Source organism: Bartonella machadoae (assembly GCF_022559585.1).
Lineage (GTDB): Bacteria > Pseudomonadota > Alphaproteobacteria > Rhizobiales > Rhizobiaceae > Bartonella > Bartonella machadoae.
The window spans coordinates 927,873-944,841 of the sequence record NZ_CP087114.1 but is presented as its reverse complement, the minus strand read 5'-3'; the positions used below and the strand labels follow the sequence as shown (position 1 = coordinate 944,841).

Annotated in this window: 15 protein-coding genes and 5 pseudogenes; 12 read left to right on the top strand and 8 right to left on the bottom strand. The window is 38.6% G+C overall.

The genetic code is table 11. The features are described 5' to 3' along the window. Window positions 1-283: 283 nt before the first annotated feature. The 3 genes from LNM86_RS04385 to LNM86_RS04375 all read right to left on the bottom strand — a co-directional run bounded on the left by LNM86_RS04385 (window position 284) and on the right by LNM86_RS04375 (window position 1,823). Window positions 284-718 (bottom strand): XRE family transcriptional regulator, encoded by a 435-nt coding sequence (locus tag LNM86_RS04385; RefSeq protein ID WP_241438595.1) that lies wholly within the window; start codon window positions 716-718, stop codon window positions 284-286. 64 nt (window positions 719-782) lie between these two features. Further along, window positions 783-1,568, bottom strand: a complete 786-nt coding sequence (locus LNM86_RS04380; protein ID WP_308219232.1) for a DNA adenine methylase — start codon at window positions 1,566-1,568, stop codon at window positions 783-785. A gap of 24 nt (window positions 1,569-1,592) precedes the next feature. After that, a complete protein-coding gene (locus LNM86_RS04375) occupies window positions 1,593-1,823 on the bottom strand; it encodes a hypothetical protein (RefSeq protein ID WP_241438593.1) in 231 nt (76 codons plus the stop codon). Between the two features lie 392 nt (window positions 1,824-2,215). On the opposite strand from LNM86_RS04375, the gene LNM86_RS04365 reads away from it, so the two are divergent. From LNM86_RS04365 to LNM86_RS04340, 6 genes and pseudogenes are all read left to right on the top strand, one after another. Continuing rightward, window positions 2,216-3,382 carry a tyrosine-type recombinase/integrase gene (locus tag LNM86_RS04365; protein ID WP_241438591.1) on the top strand — a complete coding sequence of 389 codons (1,167 nt, stop codon included), beginning with the start codon at window positions 2,216-2,218 and terminating at the stop codon, window positions 3,380-3,382. A gap of 218 nt (window positions 3,383-3,600) precedes the next feature. Next, on the top strand, window positions 3,601-3,807 hold the full coding sequence (locus tag LNM86_RS04360; RefSeq protein WP_241438590.1) for a helix-turn-helix transcriptional regulator: 207 nt from the start codon (window positions 3,601-3,603) through the stop codon (window positions 3,805-3,807). Between the two features lie 100 nt (window positions 3,808-3,907). After that, window positions 3,908-4,312 carry a DUF7146 domain-containing protein gene (locus LNM86_RS04355; RefSeq protein WP_372712448.1) on the top strand — a complete coding sequence of 135 codons (405 nt, stop codon included), beginning with the start codon at window positions 3,908-3,910 and terminating at the stop codon, window positions 4,310-4,312. A gap of 84 nt (window positions 4,313-4,396) precedes the next feature. Next, entirely contained in the window at window positions 4,397-4,687 is a 291-nt protein-coding gene (locus LNM86_RS04350) for a CopG family ribbon-helix-helix protein (protein WP_241438589.1), read from the top strand. A 32-nt stretch (window positions 4,688-4,719) separates the two neighbouring features. Continuing rightward, window positions 4,720-4,956 (top strand): annotated as a pseudogene (locus tag LNM86_RS04345) (type II toxin-antitoxin system RelE/ParE family toxin); the annotation flags it as partial. A gap of 105 nt (window positions 4,957-5,061) precedes the next feature. Further along, window positions 5,062-6,054 (top strand): annotated as a pseudogene (locus tag LNM86_RS04340) (DUF3987 domain-containing protein); the annotation flags it as partial. Between the two features lie 171 nt (window positions 6,055-6,225). Here LNM86_RS04340 and LNM86_RS04335 read toward each other — a convergent pair. From LNM86_RS04335 to LNM86_RS04315, 5 genes and pseudogenes are all read right to left on the bottom strand, one after another. Continuing rightward, window positions 6,226-9,060 (bottom strand): annotated as a pseudogene (locus LNM86_RS04335) (restriction endonuclease); the annotation flags it as partial. A gap of 574 nt (window positions 9,061-9,634) precedes the next feature. Next, window positions 9,635-11,251: a YfjI family protein gene (locus LNM86_RS04330; RefSeq protein WP_241438472.1), complete on the bottom strand. Its 1,617-nt coding sequence runs from the start codon at window positions 11,249-11,251 to the stop codon at window positions 9,635-9,637. A gap of 70 nt (window positions 11,252-11,321) precedes the next feature. Further along, window positions 11,322-11,877: pseudogene (locus LNM86_RS04325) on the bottom strand (DUF7146 domain-containing protein); the annotation flags it as partial. A 99-nt stretch (window positions 11,878-11,976) separates the two neighbouring features. Next, window positions 11,977-12,183, bottom strand: a complete 207-nt coding sequence (locus tag LNM86_RS04320) for a helix-turn-helix transcriptional regulator (RefSeq protein ID WP_241438164.1) — start codon at window positions 12,181-12,183, stop codon at window positions 11,977-11,979. A 218-nt stretch (window positions 12,184-12,401) separates the two neighbouring features. Continuing rightward, window positions 12,402-13,568 (bottom strand): tyrosine-type recombinase/integrase, encoded by a 1,167-nt coding sequence (locus tag LNM86_RS04315; RefSeq protein WP_241438473.1) that lies wholly within the window; start codon window positions 13,566-13,568, stop codon window positions 12,402-12,404. 176 nt (window positions 13,569-13,744) lie between these two features. On the opposite strand from LNM86_RS04315, the pseudogene LNM86_RS04310 reads away from it, so the two are divergent. From LNM86_RS04310 to LNM86_RS04285, 6 genes and pseudogenes are all read left to right on the top strand, one after another. Next, window positions 13,745-14,152, top strand: a pseudogene (locus LNM86_RS04310) (phage tail protein); the annotation flags it as partial. A gap of 5 nt (window positions 14,153-14,157) precedes the next feature. Next, entirely contained in the window at window positions 14,158-14,538 is a 381-nt protein-coding gene (locus tag LNM86_RS04305) for a phage tail protein (protein WP_241438588.1), read from the top strand. Next, complete coding sequence (locus tag LNM86_RS04300; RefSeq protein WP_241438166.1) at window positions 14,535-14,759, top strand: tail protein X; 225 nt, start codon at window positions 14,535-14,537, stop codon at window positions 14,757-14,759. Before LNM86_RS04305 ends, LNM86_RS04300 begins: the two co-directional genes overlap by 4 nt. Continuing rightward, window positions 14,756-16,060, top strand: a complete 1,305-nt coding sequence (locus LNM86_RS04295) for a contractile injection system protein, VgrG/Pvc8 family (protein ID WP_241438587.1) — start codon at window positions 14,756-14,758, stop codon at window positions 16,058-16,060. Before LNM86_RS04300 ends, LNM86_RS04295 begins: the two co-directional genes overlap by 4 nt. Before the next feature lie 129 nt (window positions 16,061-16,189). After that, on the top strand, window positions 16,190-16,453 hold the full coding sequence (locus LNM86_RS04290; RefSeq protein ID WP_241438586.1) for a hypothetical protein: 264 nt from the start codon (window positions 16,190-16,192) through the stop codon (window positions 16,451-16,453). Continuing rightward, the gene (locus LNM86_RS04285) at window positions 16,454-16,876 is read left to right on the top strand and encodes a type II toxin-antitoxin system VapC family toxin (RefSeq protein ID WP_241438585.1); all 423 of its coding nucleotides are present in this window, start codon (window positions 16,454-16,456) and stop codon (window positions 16,874-16,876) included. The last annotated feature ends 93 nt before the right edge of the window (window positions 16,877-16,969 follow it).

Below are 16,969 nucleotides of genomic sequence, written 5' to 3'. Positions count from 1 at the left end.
TTAAAAATATTCATTCCAGATGGCTATCAAAAAGCCATCTTAACATTACAATCTCTTACAAAATTAATGAAATGGCATGAAGTGTTGGTTATCAATAATTAAGCGAAAGAATGTGATTTAGAAGATAAGCTCAAACAGATAGATATTCTTATCTTAATCAGAGAGCGTGACTATAGTTGATAGAAATCTTCTCCTGAAACTGCCAAATTTAAAATTAATCTGCCAAACAGAAATAACAAACTTTCTTTTTATCTATATAATCAATTGATTTATATGTTCTTTTTTAAGGTTTGGGATGAATGAATAAATGTATGGGAATAGGATTTTGAATCATGCCTCTAAAACGTGACATTTTTTTGCTTTCCCTTTCTCTAATTGCTGCTAAAAATTCTCTGAAGGATTCTAAATCCTGTTGTGAAAAACTATTCAACATTCTCACAAACATGCCGGTGATTTCACACCTCAACTGATCAGAAGGTCTGATCGTAAAAACATGACGACAAGCATCAGATTCTCGCCTTAAACGTTCTGCCGCTTCTTGATCTAAAGCATAAAGCTCTATGATCTTTTCTTCTATGCCAACCGGTACTGATTTTTTGCCAATTTCTACTGATGATAAAAATGGTACGGATATGTTTAATTTCTCAGACATATCTAAAAGACGTTCAGAATAATCAATGCGAAGTTTCCGTAAGCTTTTTCCAAAAGGTGTAAGCATCTAAAATCCTATGAAACAAACGAATATTCGCTCTGATTCTAGCAAAAAAATTCAGATTTTTCTCTCAATTATTCCGAATCAACAGTTCTTTTCGAGGTGTCTTTTTAGAAAAACCAGCTGTCCATAACGTTTCTAATTCTAAAAAATCAAAATCTTTGAAGATTTCACGTACCTCCTGACAATCATTGAGACTTAAGACAAATTTGCCTTGTATAGTTTTGAGAATGTCTGCCATTGCAACAAAGTCATCTTCTCTAAAATTACCAGAGGTATAATAATCACCCTTCAGATAATAAGGAGGGTCTAAATAAAACAAACTATCTGGTGCATCAAAAAGTTGAACAACACGCTCCCACGAAAAGTTTAATATCGTTGTATCAACAAGCTTGCGCCTAACACGCCTCATCCGTTCTAAAAGCTTATCGGGATGAAATACCGTAGACTTTTTTCTTCCAAAGCCAAAAGTACTATAATCTTTTTTACCATACATGACGCAGCGCTGGAGAAACAAAAACCTTGCTGCTCTTTCAACCTTGGAGAGACTCTCTGGTTCAATAGCCGCAAGTTCAAAAAACAACTGTCTGGAGTAAATAAACCACTCTAATTGCTTGGCTAATTCGTCAAAATGATTTTGAACACACTGAAACAAGTTGGTAATCTCACCGTTGAGATCATTAATAACAGAATATTTTGCTAGTCGTTTGTTCAAGAAAATAACACCAGAACCTAAAAATGGTTCAACATAGGTTTCATGGTCAATATTATTTAAAATCGGTATAATTTTCTTACGCAGATAATGTTTACCACCCATCCACGCAAACAATGTTTGTGTAAATTCTTGTTTCATCATATTTTTAAAGGAGAAATTTGATATTCAACTCTTTGTTAACCATCTTTTGAGGTGCGTAAAGATATTATCGAGCGCATCCATAAGGCGGGCAAAATCAAGAATAAACATAAAGACAAAAAACATAATCCACTTCATAAAACGAGACATCATCTTCACACCCTGATAAGCATTGATCATCTCATGAAGGAGCTCTCGTTCTCTCTCTGTAAGCTCTTGCTCGTCGCTCTTGGGATTTCTGTTCATCTTTCCAACCACATAAATGCGCCCCATGCTTGTTATGCTTTAAAATATCTCTTGCTAAATTGGCACTGATCACACCAACATCCTGCTGGTCCAAATAAATCGGCAACCAACCACCACAACTCTCAATCCTCTTTGCTGCGCACCCAACGAGAAAGATCACGGCGCACATCACCATCACTCTTCTGATTAACTTCATTTTCAACCTCAAGACGTGTTTTTACTTGCTTTAATAAGACATTGATTTATAATAATAATTCACTGTTTTGCATGTTGAATTAGACTCCCGAATATTCTAAGATTCTCTCATCTCAAACCTGCTTATGCTGAATCAATCAAAATCATCCCCTTGCACATCACAAGCGGGGCTGATGTGTGGGTAGAAAACAGTTTAGAAAGGAAGAAAAATGCCTTTAATGAATCGTCTAAATGCAAGGGCTGTCGCAACATTGGGGACTGGCAAATATAATGATGGTGCTGGCTTGTTACTTCATAAGCGTAAAGATGGTGGCGCTCAATGGCTTTTACGCTATACCATCCACGGGCGGCGTCGCGAAATGGGCTTGGGTGCCTTAAGAGATGTTTCTTTAAAACAAGCCCGTGAATTGGCAACTGGGTGGCGATCTGTTTTACGTGAGGATCCTGCCCCCATTAAAGAACGTGAAAAACAAAAGCGTGAAGCAATGCGTAATCTCCATTATCTCAAAGATATTGCTTTGGATGCTTTTGAAAGCCGTAAAGCTGAACTAAAAAGAGATGGTAAAAATGGTGAGTGGTTTTCACCTTTAAAACTTCATATTCTCCCTAAATTAGGCTGTCTCCCCGATTCAGAGATTACCCAAAATGATATACGCAATACACTTGCTCCCATCTGGCATACAAAAGCTATAACAGCAGAGAAAGCACTAAATCGACTTGGTATTTGTTTCAAACATGCTGCTGCCTTGGGTTTGGATGTTGATTTACAAGCTACAGAAAAAGCAAAGGCTCTCTTAGGGAAGCAACGCCATAAAGTTAAAAATATGCCTGCAATGAATTGGAAAGAGATACCGGCTTTTTATAAAATACTTTGTCAAAAAACAACCCTAACACAATTGGCTTTGCGTCTGCTTATCCTTACAGGTGTTCGTACAAATCCCTTGTGTCATATCCATAAAGATCAAGTTGAAGATGATATATGGACCATCCCTGCTGAAAATATGAAAGGAAAACGTGATGCTACAACAGAGTTTCGTGTGCCTTTATCAAATGAAGCATTAGAAATTTTGAAACAAGCGCGTCCTCTCTCTCGTAATGATTTCTTTTTTTCTGCAACTGGTCGTGGTCCTCTTGCTGATACTTGTATGTCACAATATATGAAAAAAATTGGACTTGAAGCCTGCCCGCATGGTTTTCGGTCTAGTTTACGCGATTGGTTAGCAGAAACAACCGATGCCCCTTTTGAGGTAGCAGAAACCATTCTAGGTCATGTGGTCGGTGGACAAGTAGAGCGTGCTTACCGTCGTACTGATTATTTAGAACAACGCCGTGTTTATATGGATAAATGGGCGGCTTATGTCACGGGGCAATCTTAAAAGATGGGGTCTTGTACCCCATTTTTATTCCATTATCTGTGGATAACTTTCTCTCTTCGTTTGCTCATTTTTGCTCAATAAGACTCATAAATTATCAAATGAGAAAATACATCATAAAGTACTGTTTTTTATGATTAAACTTACTTTCAAATCTCAATAAAATATGGTTAATAAATACTTATGATTTGTTACTATTTTTAGATTGAAAGGATTTAGTTATGACTGAAAATGATGTTCTTCTTACAGACCGCGAAAGTGCAAAATTATTGCATATAAGCGTTTCAACATTCCGTCGCCATGTCACCAATGGATCTTTACCAAAGCCCTTAAAATTTGGTTCTTTATCGCGTTGGTTAAAATCGGATCTGTTGAATGTGATTGAAAAAGCCAAAACGCAACGTCAACATCTCAGTGATGTGGCATAAAAAAACCTTGTCACGTAAGGACGGACAAGGCTTTCTCAAATTATCGTAAATTGAAAATAGCAAAAACCGTCCTGTGACGCAACGTCTAAGGACAAGAAAAATGTATGATTTTATAAATGCTCGGGGCATTACAAATGCCTTGCGGGGTGTCTGGCATGGTGCTTATGGACTAGCCCGTTGCCCTGCCCATGATGATCAAGTGCCTAGTTTAGCTCTTGCTAATGGAAATGATGGGCGTCTCTTGCTTTATTGTTATGCCGGCTGCTCTTTTAAAGAGATCTTACAAGCTCTTAAGAACATTGGTCTTATCAATACACAAACATGTTTTGATAAAACTTATGATTATAGGTTGTCTCTCTCAAAACAGTTTTGTTGTGAAGATAACAAGGCAAAACAGAAAGCAGAGAGAGCACAAAAGATTTGGAAGCAAAGTCAACCAATTAAAGACACTTTAGCAGAGCTTTATTTACGCAAGCGTGGGATCACTTGTAACTTGCCCCCCTAAGTTACGCTTTCATAGCACATCTTGAAGAAATAACAAAGATGTGTTATATTAAAATTACTTTGTAACACATTAAGTGGTCGTAAAATGGTTGACACAACATTTACCTTTCGCGTTGATGATGTATTAAAAAATGAATTTTCTAAAGCAGCAAAAGCATGTGATAGGTCGGGTGCACAACTTTTGCGAGATTATATGCGTCATATCGTACAAGAACAAAAAGAAAAGAGTGCACACGATTTATGGTTTAGAGAACAAGTTCAACTTGGGATAAATTCTGCTAATACAGGTGATGTAATATCTTCTGAAGTAATTGAAGCAGAAGCAGAGGAATGGCGCTTTGAAACAAAACGTAAGCTAAATAAACCAATTGTATGAAGATAATTTGAACACGAGTAGCACACGTTGATCGTAAAAAAATACGTGAGTATATAGCACAAGATAATCCTTCTGCTGCCTTAAAATTTGATAAACTTTTATCTGAAAAAGTAGAAAAACTTGTTAAATTTCCTACTCTTGGACGTTTAGGGCGAATTATAAATACACGTGAACTTGTTGTACATCCAAATTATATTATGATTTATGATATTTCAAATGGTGTTGTACGTATTTTGCGTGTGCTTCATACAAGGAAAAAATTTCCTTAACCAATTCTCTTCAATAAGTAATGATAAATCACTATTTTCTTTAATACTGCTAATATGATTGCACAAATCACTTCGCGCACTGCTTAGTTCCTTACTCGTAAAAGTGAGGATGAAACTCTTGTTAAACGACGTCTTCTGGTCAATGATGTAACGGTTGAAAAGCTTGGGGAATTACTCAATGAAAACCCGCGGGGATTATTGATGGTTCGTGATGAACTTTCTGGTTTTTTAGCAAACTTGGAACTTAAGGAATATCAAACAGACCGTGGGTTTTATTTACAAACTTTTAATGGGGATCAACTCTATACCTATGACCGTATTGGGCGTGGAACGATTCATATTCCCAATGCAACCCTTTCCATTATTGGGGGAATACAACCTTCTCGGATTATTCCTATCATTCAGGCAATGCTTTCTGGAAAAGCAGATGATGGTTTATTGCAACGGTTTCAAATGATGGTATGGCCCGATAAGATAAAAAAATGTACATGGATTGATAGAGACCCCTTAAAAGATGCCTATAAAGACTATGAAGAGGTGTTTCGTTCTTTTCGCGATAAACCCTTGGGATCACCTGAACACCCGATTGTGATGCGTTTTTCTCCCGATGCACAAGAGATGTTTAGTGAATGGTGGGAAAATCATCAGAAAGAGATCAGAAGAGATGATCTCTCTGAACCCTTACAAGCGCATTTAGCAAAAATGGACAAAACCATACCAAGCCTTGCCCTGATTTTTGAACTTGTTGAAGGGGGTCGTTTTGAAATCACTCTCCCTTCTCTTTCCATGGCTTTGCGTTGGGAAAACTATCTGTTAAGTCATGTAAAAAGGCTTTATGCTGCTGCGGATATACTGATAAAAGAGCGTGCAAATTTGATTATAGAGCGCTGTGAATGCTTACCTGAGGTTTTTACTGCTCGTGATATCTACAGACGCTGCTGGACGCATTTAAAGGACAAGGAAGCGGTCAAACAAGCTTTAGAGCTTTTATGCCATACAAACCACATTCGCAAAAAGTTCATAACCCATCAGACAAGTAAATCGAGTACCTATTATGAATGGCATCCTTTGGTAAAAAACGAGAATGCAAGGCAATAAAGCGAATGAACAGAAGATGATTTTAAAGAGTGCTGGCAAAAGAGAAAGATATGATCTGAATGGATAGTCATAACTCAGGTCATATTCTTGTCAGTCGTTGTCGGTTGATTTACCCCCTCATTTTTAAAAAAACTTTTCGATAAAAATAAAAACCATTATATTTCAATATGCCGGTTTTATCAGATTAGAATGTAAAAGCCGCGTGATAAAGGTACCAGTTCCCGTAAAGGGGTCAAGAATAGAAACACCACGGGAGCCTAAGCTCTTGCCAAATTCCTTGCGTAAAACATCATCAACGGAATGAATAATAAAATCCACAATTTCAATAGGGGTATAAACAATGCCTAATTTTTCTACCGTACGCGGAAAGGCATAACGGAAAAATTCATTATAAAGCTCTACAATTAAGTTTTGTTGTGCTTCAAGACTCGTAATTCCTCGTGTGTAAAACTGTACACTCCTAGAGAGAGTTCTGTAATCTTGAGATTCTTCGTTAAGAGTAACTTTATCAAGGATATTGAGTACACGTTGTAAAGCACAAGAGACGGGATTTTCTTGAACAAACTGATGCCCCTCAAACAAAGCATCAAAGACAGGACGCGTTGCAAGGTGTTGTGCAAGCATTTCAATCGCATTTTCTTCGGAGATGGTTGCGTTTAAATTGCTACGCAATTCTGTCATAAAATCATTAAACACCCGCCGCGTTTCCGTTTCTGATTGCGTCAAAACTTCAGTTAAGCGTGTGATATGATTTTGAGCAAGATCAGCAACATTCGTTGCCCATCTTTTCCAATAGCTAGGGTCGTAATTTTTCTTAACAATAGCCGCTCTAATGAGCTCCGCACATTGAGAGAATAAGTCAAGTTCTTCTTCTGGTTTATAGGCGTGAAAGGATTCATAAGTTGGTGACCCAATATCCAGTCCTGAATATTCTGCTTTTGAGTGTATCGGTAAGTCATCAATAACCACAGTTGTATCTTCTGAGGTAGCCTTTTGAGAAGGAACAACAATGTCAAGAGCATAGCTTACGTCTTGTTTTATGGACATATGGTGAATGATTTTATTAAAACCATCATCATGGGCACGCAAAGCATTGACGACTTGCCAGATGACATCATATTTCGGATTATTTTCCAAGGCTTTTACTGGTGGAATGCCAGCCGGTATTCCAACGGGTAAAATGATGTAGCCTCTTTTTTTACCCTCTGCTCGACGCATGACGCGTCCTATTGCTTGAATGATCTCGATTTGACTTTTGCGCGGGTGTAAAAACAGTATCGCATCAAGAGCGGGAACATCCACACCTTCAGAAAGACAACGAACATTGCTTAACACACGGCAGGTATTTTCCCCAGTGTCTTCCTTTAACCAATCAAGCAATTTATTACGGTCCTTAGCACTAACAGTTCCGTCAATATGGGCAAATGTACAGTCAAGAGGAGGCGTTTCTTTATGGCTTTCATGAAGAGCAAGCAAATTTTCTTTCATTTTTTTAGAATTGAATCTTTTACAGATGCGTTTAGAGGTCTTGATATCTTTACAAAAAGCCAAAGCGCGACGCATAGGGTTGGGGTCATCGCCAAGATCAATTTTTAGATCCATTTTGGTCAGGGCTCGATAACAACCATGGATTTTGGTTCTATAATCAAGAATGAGTTCATAATTTTTATCTGTAATAAGACGTTGAATAGATTTGCTTACTTCTGTTTCGTTGACAACTAATATGATCACTTTACAAGGTGATAACAGTTTATGTTCTAGAGCTTCTGCAAATGTGTAATGATAGAGTTGTTTCCCATAAAGTGTTTCATCATCCATAGAGGCAAGAACAGTATCAGATAAGTCAGCTTTCCTTTTTAACCTATCCGTAAAGATTTTTGGGGTTGCGGTCATATAGAGACGTTTTTTACCCTGTATAATGCTGTTATCATGCACTTTGACAAACTCAGATTCACTTTTATCTGATCCCAACACAGCACCCGTTGTACGGTGAGCTTCATCACAAATGATCAGATCAAATTCGGGTAAACCATGATCTTTTTGTGCATCCGATATCACTTGTATCGAATGATAAGTCGAAAACACCACCGTCATTGCATCTGCTTGGTTTTCACGAGCTTCTTTGGCAAGTGCTTGTGCATCCGTTGTAGCAGGCAATGCAAGATCGGATGTTTCCATTCCAAGAATATCCTCTTGATTTTTACGACGCTTGCCAACTTTTGTATCCGAACAAACAGCAAAGGAATGCAATGGAATTTGTGCATCCGCTGTCCATTCCCTTATGGTTTGTGAGACTAATGCAAGAGAAGGCACTAAAAACAAAACACGCTTGCCTTGACCAGCAAGAGTTTCTGCTATCTTAAGACTTGTAAATGTTTTACCTGTTCCACAAGCCATAATCAGCTTGCCACGGTTAGCTTCTTTTAAACCATCACAGACTTTCTGAATTGCTTCTATCTGATGAGGGCGTGGTTCTTTTGTCGATTTAAGGACAACTTCTTCTTTTGTTGCAAAGATTTGCCAGTCTATACGACTGTTTTCCATATGACGAAGGTCAATGCGATAAACCGGTATCGCTTGTCCTTTAATCATTGCATTCACATTGTCACTTAAATTCACTTCAGTGCTATCAACCAGAAGGCGATATTTGAAGATATCTTTCCCAGAGGCAGCAATAAAGCTATCAATATCCTTTTTACTGATCTGATGGTCTGCTTCATAAAATTTGCATTGAATAGCAACATACCCATCTCGATTACGCAGTTTAGCAACCAAATCAATGCCGATATCATTTTTATTCCAACCTTCACGCTCTTTAGCCCACTCGTAATAGCTTTGAACCTTTTCATATCGCCCATAATGAAGAGGGTCATGCATAAGGTATTTAGTAACAAAACTTTCAAAGATTTTTCCTTTTTTTGCATTTGAGGTTGCCTGTTGGCGATAAGACTGTAAGAGAGCGCGTAAAGAGGATTGTTTGTTATCAGAATTGATGGTTTGAGACATTATAGAGAAACTCCATACCTTATGACATTGACTCATTAACAGTGTAAGAATCACAATGGCGTTTCATAAATACATTTAGAACAAATATCGAGTACCCAATAAACCAAAATGGCGCGAAAACCTATCAATTCCCTCAAAAAAATTTAACAAGTTGCAATTATAAACAGCCTATAAACAGCAAAGTAGTAAAATTTACTATTCGTTTTTGTGTTAATAAAAACAAATTCGATATGTATTTTAAGAGATCAAAATAAATAGTTTGAAGTGTTTTATGATCACAAAAATCATAAATGGTGTCAGTTCAATTTTTAGACAAATACAGACAAGTTTTGATCAATTATTCCCATTAATTCTCTATACAGATCATCTTATTGGGATGGTTTTTTTGTAAAAATATCATAACATATTGAAATGTAATGTTTTTTACTTTTTGCTAAAAGGTGTTTTTTAAAATGAGGGGGGTAAATCAACCGACAACGACCGACAAGAATATGACCTGAGTTATGGTTATTCATTCAGGTCATATCTTTCTCTTTTGCCAGCACTCTTTAAAATCATCTTTTGTTCATTCGCTTTATTGCCTTGCATTCTCGTTTTTTACCAAAGGATGCCATTCATAGTAGGTACTCGATTTACTTGTCTGATGGGTTATAAACTTTTTGCGAATGTGGTTTGTATGGCATAAAAGCTCTAAAGCTTGTTTGACCGCTTCCTTGTCTTTTAAATGCGCCCAGCAGCGTCTGTAGATATCACGAGCAGTAAAAACCTCAGGTAAGCAATTACAACGTTCTATAATCAAATTTGCACGCTCCTTTACCAAGATATCGCCCGCAGTATAAAACCGTTTCGCATGGCTTAACAGATAGTTTGACCAACGCAAGGCTGTTGAGAGAGAAGGCAAAGTGATCTCAAAACGCCCATCCTCAACAAGTTCGATAATGAGGGCAAGGCTTGCTATGGTTTTTGGCATTTTTAAAAGATGCGCTTGGTAAGAGACAGAAACTTTGCTTTCCTTGATTTCTTTATGATGATTTTCCCACCATTCACGAAACAATTCTTGAGCATTAGCAGCAAAGCGCATGATCCGTGGGTGCTTAGGTGATCCCAAGGGTTTGTCATAAAAAGAACGAAGCACCTTTTCATATTCTTGATAGGCTTCTTGATTGGGATTTTTATCTTTCCATTCCCACTCTTGGTTTTCATCCGGCCACACCATCATTTGAAACCGTTGCAATAAACCGTCATCTGCTTTTCCAGAAAGCATTGCCTGAATGATAGGAATAATCCGAGAAGGTTGTATTCCCCCAATCATTGAAAGCATTACATTGGGAATATGAATCGTTCCACGTCCAATACGGTCATAGGTATAGAGTTGATCCCCATTAAAAACTTGTAAATAAAACCCACGGTCTGTTTGATATTCCTTAAGTTCCAAGTTTGCTAAAAAACCAGAAAGTTCATCACGAACCATCAATAATCCTCGCGGGTTTTCATTGAGTAATTCCCCAAGCTTTTCGACGGTCACATCATTGACAATAAAGCGAGAGAGGCAATCATCTTTTTCATTGTCTTTAGAAAGGGTTTCCGACAAAAGAGCATTGGCAGCCTCAGAATCTCCTTTTTTAAGAGCTTTAGAAGCTTGTTTTCTCTTTTCTTTCTGATTGAGCTCCTCAAGGATTTCTTTAATTTTTGCACGTTTTTTTTGTTTTTTCCATTCTTGATACCATTCTTTTTGCAGGTGAGCGATAGGTGTTAAAGCGGCTTGCATGGCAGGTGTTTTTCGTGCAGAAGGTTGACCAATAATCATCCCCCATAGATTAGGAACAATCTTCCAATTATTACTATGCTGTTTTGGAGCGATACGAACCCCATTGCCAATCACGGTTGCTAAAGCACAGATAGCAGAGACAGCCACAAAATCGACAGGGGATTGTTGATGGTTAGCAATATCATAAATATACCTTCCCAAGACCAATGGAACTTGTGTAGCATGAAAAGGCTCGACCGGTAAAAGAGCGGTGTTAATCGGTTTTAATTCACCCCAGCCCATTTGTTGCAAAGCCTGTTCATAAGGGATGGCTTGTAAACAGGGATGCTCCTTTAAAGAGACAGGGGTGTTATCGTTATCAGTATCATTTAAAGAAGTATTGCCATTTTTATTGGTTAAATCAGTTTTATTTTTGTGGTCCATAAGATATTCCTTTCAAAGGGTAAAAAATCATTAAAATCAGCTCCTTCGGGAGCTTGCATCATCAAGACTTCAAAGCCTTGGCGATAAGCACGGGCAGCAAGCATCCATTGTCTTGTAAAAAGGTTCTATGGATTGCAAAGGAGCCACCACCCTCAACGAGAGCAACCAACGCGGGGATGGCTTTCCCAGAGGGATGGGGGCATTTGCTATGAAAGCGTAAACTAGGGGGGCAAGTTACAAGTGATACCACGCTTGCGTAAATAAAGCTCTGCTATGGTCCCTTTAATTGGTTGACTTTGCTTCCAAATCTTTTGTGCTCTCTCTGCTTTCTGTTTTGCCTTGTTATCTTCACAACAAAACTGTTTTGAGAGAGACAACCTATAATCATAAGTTTTATCAAAACATGTTTGTGTATTGATAAGACCAATGTTCTTAAGAGCTTGTAAGATCTCTTTAAAAGAGCAGCCGGCATAACAATAAAGCAAGAGACGCCCATCATTTCCATTGGCAAGGGATAAACTAGGCACTTGATCATCATGAGCAGGGCAGCGAGCAAGTCCATAAGCACCATACCAGACACCCCGCAAGGCATTTGTAATGCCCCGAGCATTTATAAAATGATACATTTTCGCATCCTTAGACGTTGCGTCACAGGACGGTTTTTGCTATTTTCAATTTACGATAATTTGAGAAAGCCTTGTCCGTCCTTACGTGACAAGGTTTTTTTATGCCACATCACTGAGATGTTGACGTTGCGTTTTGGCTTTTTCAATCACATTCAACAGATCCGATTTTAACCAACGTGATAAAGAACCAAATTTTAAGGGCTTTGGTAAAGCTCCATTGGTGACATGGCGACGGAATGTTGAAACGCTTATATGCAATAATTTTGCACTTTCACGGTCTGTAAGAAGAACATCATGTTCAGTCATAACTAAATCCTTTCAATCTAAAAATAGTAACAAATCATAAGTATTTATTAACCATATTTTATTGAGATTTGAAAGTAAGTTTAATCATAAAAAACAGTACTTTATGATGTATTTTCTCATTTGATAATTTATGAATCTTATTGAGCAAAAATGAGTAAACGAAGAGAGAAAGTTATCCACAGATAATGAAGTAAAAATGGGGTACAAGACCCCATATTTTAAGATTGCCCCGTAACATAGGCAGCCCATTTATCCATATAAACACGGCGCTGTTCTAAATAATCAGTACGACGGTAAGCACGCTCTACTTGTCCACCGACCACATGACCTAGAATGGTTTCTGCTACCTCAAAAGGGGCATCGGTTGTTTCTGCTAGCCAATCTCGTAAACTAGATCGAAATCCATGAGGGCAAGCATCAAGTCCAGTTCTTTGCATGTAATGTGACATGCACTTAACAGCAAGGGGACCGCGACCGGTTGCAGAGAAAAAGAAATCATTACGCGACAACAAGCGCGCTTGTTTCAAAATTTCCAATGCCTCTGTTGATAGAGGCACGCGAAATTCTTTTGTTGTATCACGCCTTCCTTTCATATTTTCAGCTGGGATAGTCCATATATCATCTTCAATCTGATCTTTATGGATATGACGCAAAGGATAGGTACGAACGCCTGTCAGAATAAGCAGACGCAAAGCCAATTGTGTTAGGGTTGGTGTTTTGCAAAGTGTTTTATAAAAAAACGGAACATCTCTCCAATCCATTGCTGGTCTATTTTGCATTTTATGGCGTTGTTTGCCTAAAAGAGCTTTTGCTTTTTCTGTTGCTTGTAGATCCACATCTAAACCCAATGCAGCAGCATGTTTGAGGCAAATATTAAGACGATTTAGTGCAGCACGGGCTGCTCCAGCTTTTGTATGCCAAATGGGGGCAAGCGTATTGCGTATATCGGTTTGTGTAATCTCTGAAACGGGTAGACAACCTAATTTAGGGAGAATATGAAGTTTTAAAGGTGAAAACCACTCACCATTTTTACCATCTCCTTTTAATTCTGCTTTACGACTTTCAAAAGCATCCAAAGCAATATCTTTTAAATAATGGAGATTACGCATTGCCTCACGTTTTTGTTTCTCACGTTCTTTAATGGGGTCACGACCATCACGAATAACAAAACGCCATTGGGTTGCCAATTCACGGGCTTGTTTTAAAGAGACATCTCTTAAAGCACCCAAGCCCATCTCACGACGCCGCCCGTGAATGGTATATCGATAAATCCATTGAGCACCCCCATCTTTACGCTTATGAAGTACCAAGCCGGCACCATCATTATATTTGCCAGCCCCCAATGTTGCGACAGCCCTTGCATTAAGACGATTCATTAAAGGCATTTTTACTCCTTTCTAAATGTTTTCTATCCACACGTTAATCCCACTTGTGACGTGCAAGGGGATGATTTTGATTGATTCAGCATAAGCAGGTTTGAGATGAGAGAATCTTAGAATATTCGGGGGTCTCATTCAACATGCAAAACAGTGAATTATTATTATAAATCAATGTCTTATTGATGCCTAACTGGATGAAAGAAAAACTTGGTTTCAATGTTTCAATCAACAAAACTTCAACAGAAACGATTAAAACCTTTACCGATGAAACCAATGCACGTGCGAAAAGAATGATGGATACCGCTGTTGTCACCAAATCCCCATCTGGAAAAAGCAACAGTGGTTTTAATACAGGGGCAATCGCAACAAAGCATATGGAAGCTCCCAATGCAAAAGCAGATGCCTTCAAAGCTCCCAAACCAATTGCAATTCATAAACCTGTTGAAGTAGACGCCCGCGTCACCATTACAAATCTCAATATTTCCGTGCCAAATGGTCTCAAAGATGAAATCAGAGACGCTGTCAATCAAGCCCTTGAACGCTATGCAAAACAGCAACGTTTGGCGATAGCCTCTAGCCTTTCGGATTAAAGACCATGATGCTTGCTTTGGGTGGTTTTATTTTTTCGATTGAAACGGCAGCCTATCAAACTCTTGATCTGTCTTATGGTGTACCATGGGTCGAGCAAGGACGATTGGGACGAAAAGCTGCTCTTCAATTGCCTGCTGTTGCAAATGCAGAATTTTCCTTAACGGGTGTGATCTATCCAGATTTCAAAGGTGGGCATGGACAACTCGAATATTTGCGGCAAATCGCCCATCAGGGACCTCATATTCTTGTAACAGGGCAAGGCAAAATTTTAGGGAAGTTTGTTATCCTTTCCGTGGAGGAAAAGCAAAGCGTTTTTCATTATAACGGTGCCCCCAAAAAACAAGAATTTACAGTAAAACTGAGAGAATATGGTGAAGACCTATGAGTGATCTTTATAGGACAAAACAAGGCGATATGGTTGATGCCATTTGCTGGAAATATTATGCCAAAGGTCAACAATCGCTTGCTGTTGAACGTGTCTATGCGGCAAATTTAGGGCTTGCAGACTATGGACCCATTTTGACAGCAGGCATTACAATCATTTTGCCATCCCTCCCCTATCCCAAAGCCACACCCGTGATTAGAATTTGGGGAAGCAAATCATGAAACCTTTTTGCATGGTTATGGCAAATGGACAAGACATTACCAAAACGCTCATGGATTATGTTTTATCAATTGAAATAACCGATGAGGCAGAAGACAAAAGCGACCGTATCACCATAGAGCTTGATGACCGTGCACGCAACAGTGATAATGGCTTTCTTGATATACCCCTTATCGGAACAGTTCTTTCCGTAACACTTGGTTATGAGAGCGGCAAAATACGCGATATGGGAGCCTATCTGATAGACGAGATCTCTGTAAGCAGTCCACCACAAAGCTTAACTGTTACAGGGCGTGCTGCGGCAATGAACACGTCTTATAGAACACCCAAAAGCCAATCTTATCACCAGCAAACACTTGGCAATATTGTTCAAGAAATCGCACAACGTAATGGTTATACCGCAAAGGTTGACCCTTCTCTTGCGAAAATTGTTGTGCGTCATATTGATCAAACCACTGAAAGTGATATGGCTTTTGCCGCCCGCCTTGCAGAAGAATATGATGCGGTAGCAAAGCCTGTTGATGGTAAGCTAGTCCTTGCCAAACGGGGAGAAGGAAAAGCCATCACCGGCGAGACACTTCCCATAGTGATTCTTCATGAGAAACAGTGCACATGTTGGGATTTTAAATACAGCGCACGGGATGAAGCAGGTGCAGCCAATGGTCTAGAAACCGATGGTGGTGAGGACCAAAAAGCCGCAGCAGATGCACGTGCACCAGAAGAGATAGAGGAGGATGAAAACACCATCCATATGGATGAAAATGATCTACCAGAACCATCTGAACCAGAGAAAGAAGAAGAAAAAGAAGCGGAGAAGCAAGAACAAGAGAAAAAAGGTGGCGTTATCGCAACCTATTATGATCTGCGCAGTGGTGAAAAGAAAGAAGTCAAATCCGGTAATCCACCGTTTCATGAACTCAAATATACCTACCATAATCAATCAGAGGCTGTTGCAGCTATTGCTGCTTATCGTAACAAATCATCACGGGGCAAATCTTCTTTCTCCTGTGATATTGGTGGTGATCCCTTTGTGCAAGCAGAGGCAAAGCTTGTTCAAGAGCCCCCTTTCCGTCCTTATATACCAGCAGAATGGCGCATCAAAAGCGTCAAGCATAAGCTTGATAAAACGGGTGGTTACACCACAAAAATAGAGTGTGAACTTTTTGATGAAGGACAAGAAGACGCCGCTGGAAATGTTGCAAACACAACACCAGACAAGGATGATACTCTTGATCCAAACGCTCCACAAAATGCATATGAGGAAGGCGAAGGCGTCATCCATATGGATGAGGGAGATATATAAAGAAATTGTAATGTTTCTCTCCGATTAAAGGATAGCGAGTTGTTTGAGATTTTTAAAAATACTGGAACTAATATTAATTATATGATATTATAATTGTAAGAAACTAATATTAGTTTTGGAGGTTAGAAAATGTCTGATACACTTTTTGTTCCGAATAAAAATGTTAAAAGATTAGCTGATGAAGTCAAAAACCTTTATGGTTATAATACTTATACTCAAACAATTGAAGCAGCACTTTTGATGTTAAAAGAAGCTAAGAAAAAAGAAGTTTCTTATCAGGAAAAGGCTATAGAGCTTCAGCAACGAACCAAAAAATTTTTAGGTAAAGAATATAATTCTTATACGGAAGAACAGCGCAAGGCGTTTTTTGATGATTTAAGCGGAGGCTTTTAAATGTTTCTCGACGCTTCGGCTATTCTTGCTATTTTGTTAGGTGAGGAAGAGGCACCTGTTTTTATCGAAAAGATGGAAAAAACTCAGCAAAATCATACGTCAGCAATAGCTGTGTGGGAAGCTGTTGCTGGACTTTGCTTTGAGAAAACACAAGAAGGAAAACCTGTTGCACGCTCAACAGTTGTAGAAGCAAAAGCTTTAGTTGATGATTTTCTAGAATTTTACAATATTCAATTTGTCACTATTGAAGATCGCGAATATCAAACTGCTGTTCATGCTTATATGAATTTTGGTAAGGGAACAGGCAGCAAAGCACGACTTAATATGGGTGATTGTTTTGCTTATGCTTGTAGCAAAAATTATGAATTACCACTGTTATTTAAAGGAAACGATTTTATCCACACAGATATCGAAAAAATATGATCCGTTACGAGCAAAGGACTTGACTGGTCATTTACGTCAACATAATTGCACGAACCTTAGTATCACTGGATGTCCCGACCTGATAATTTGCTA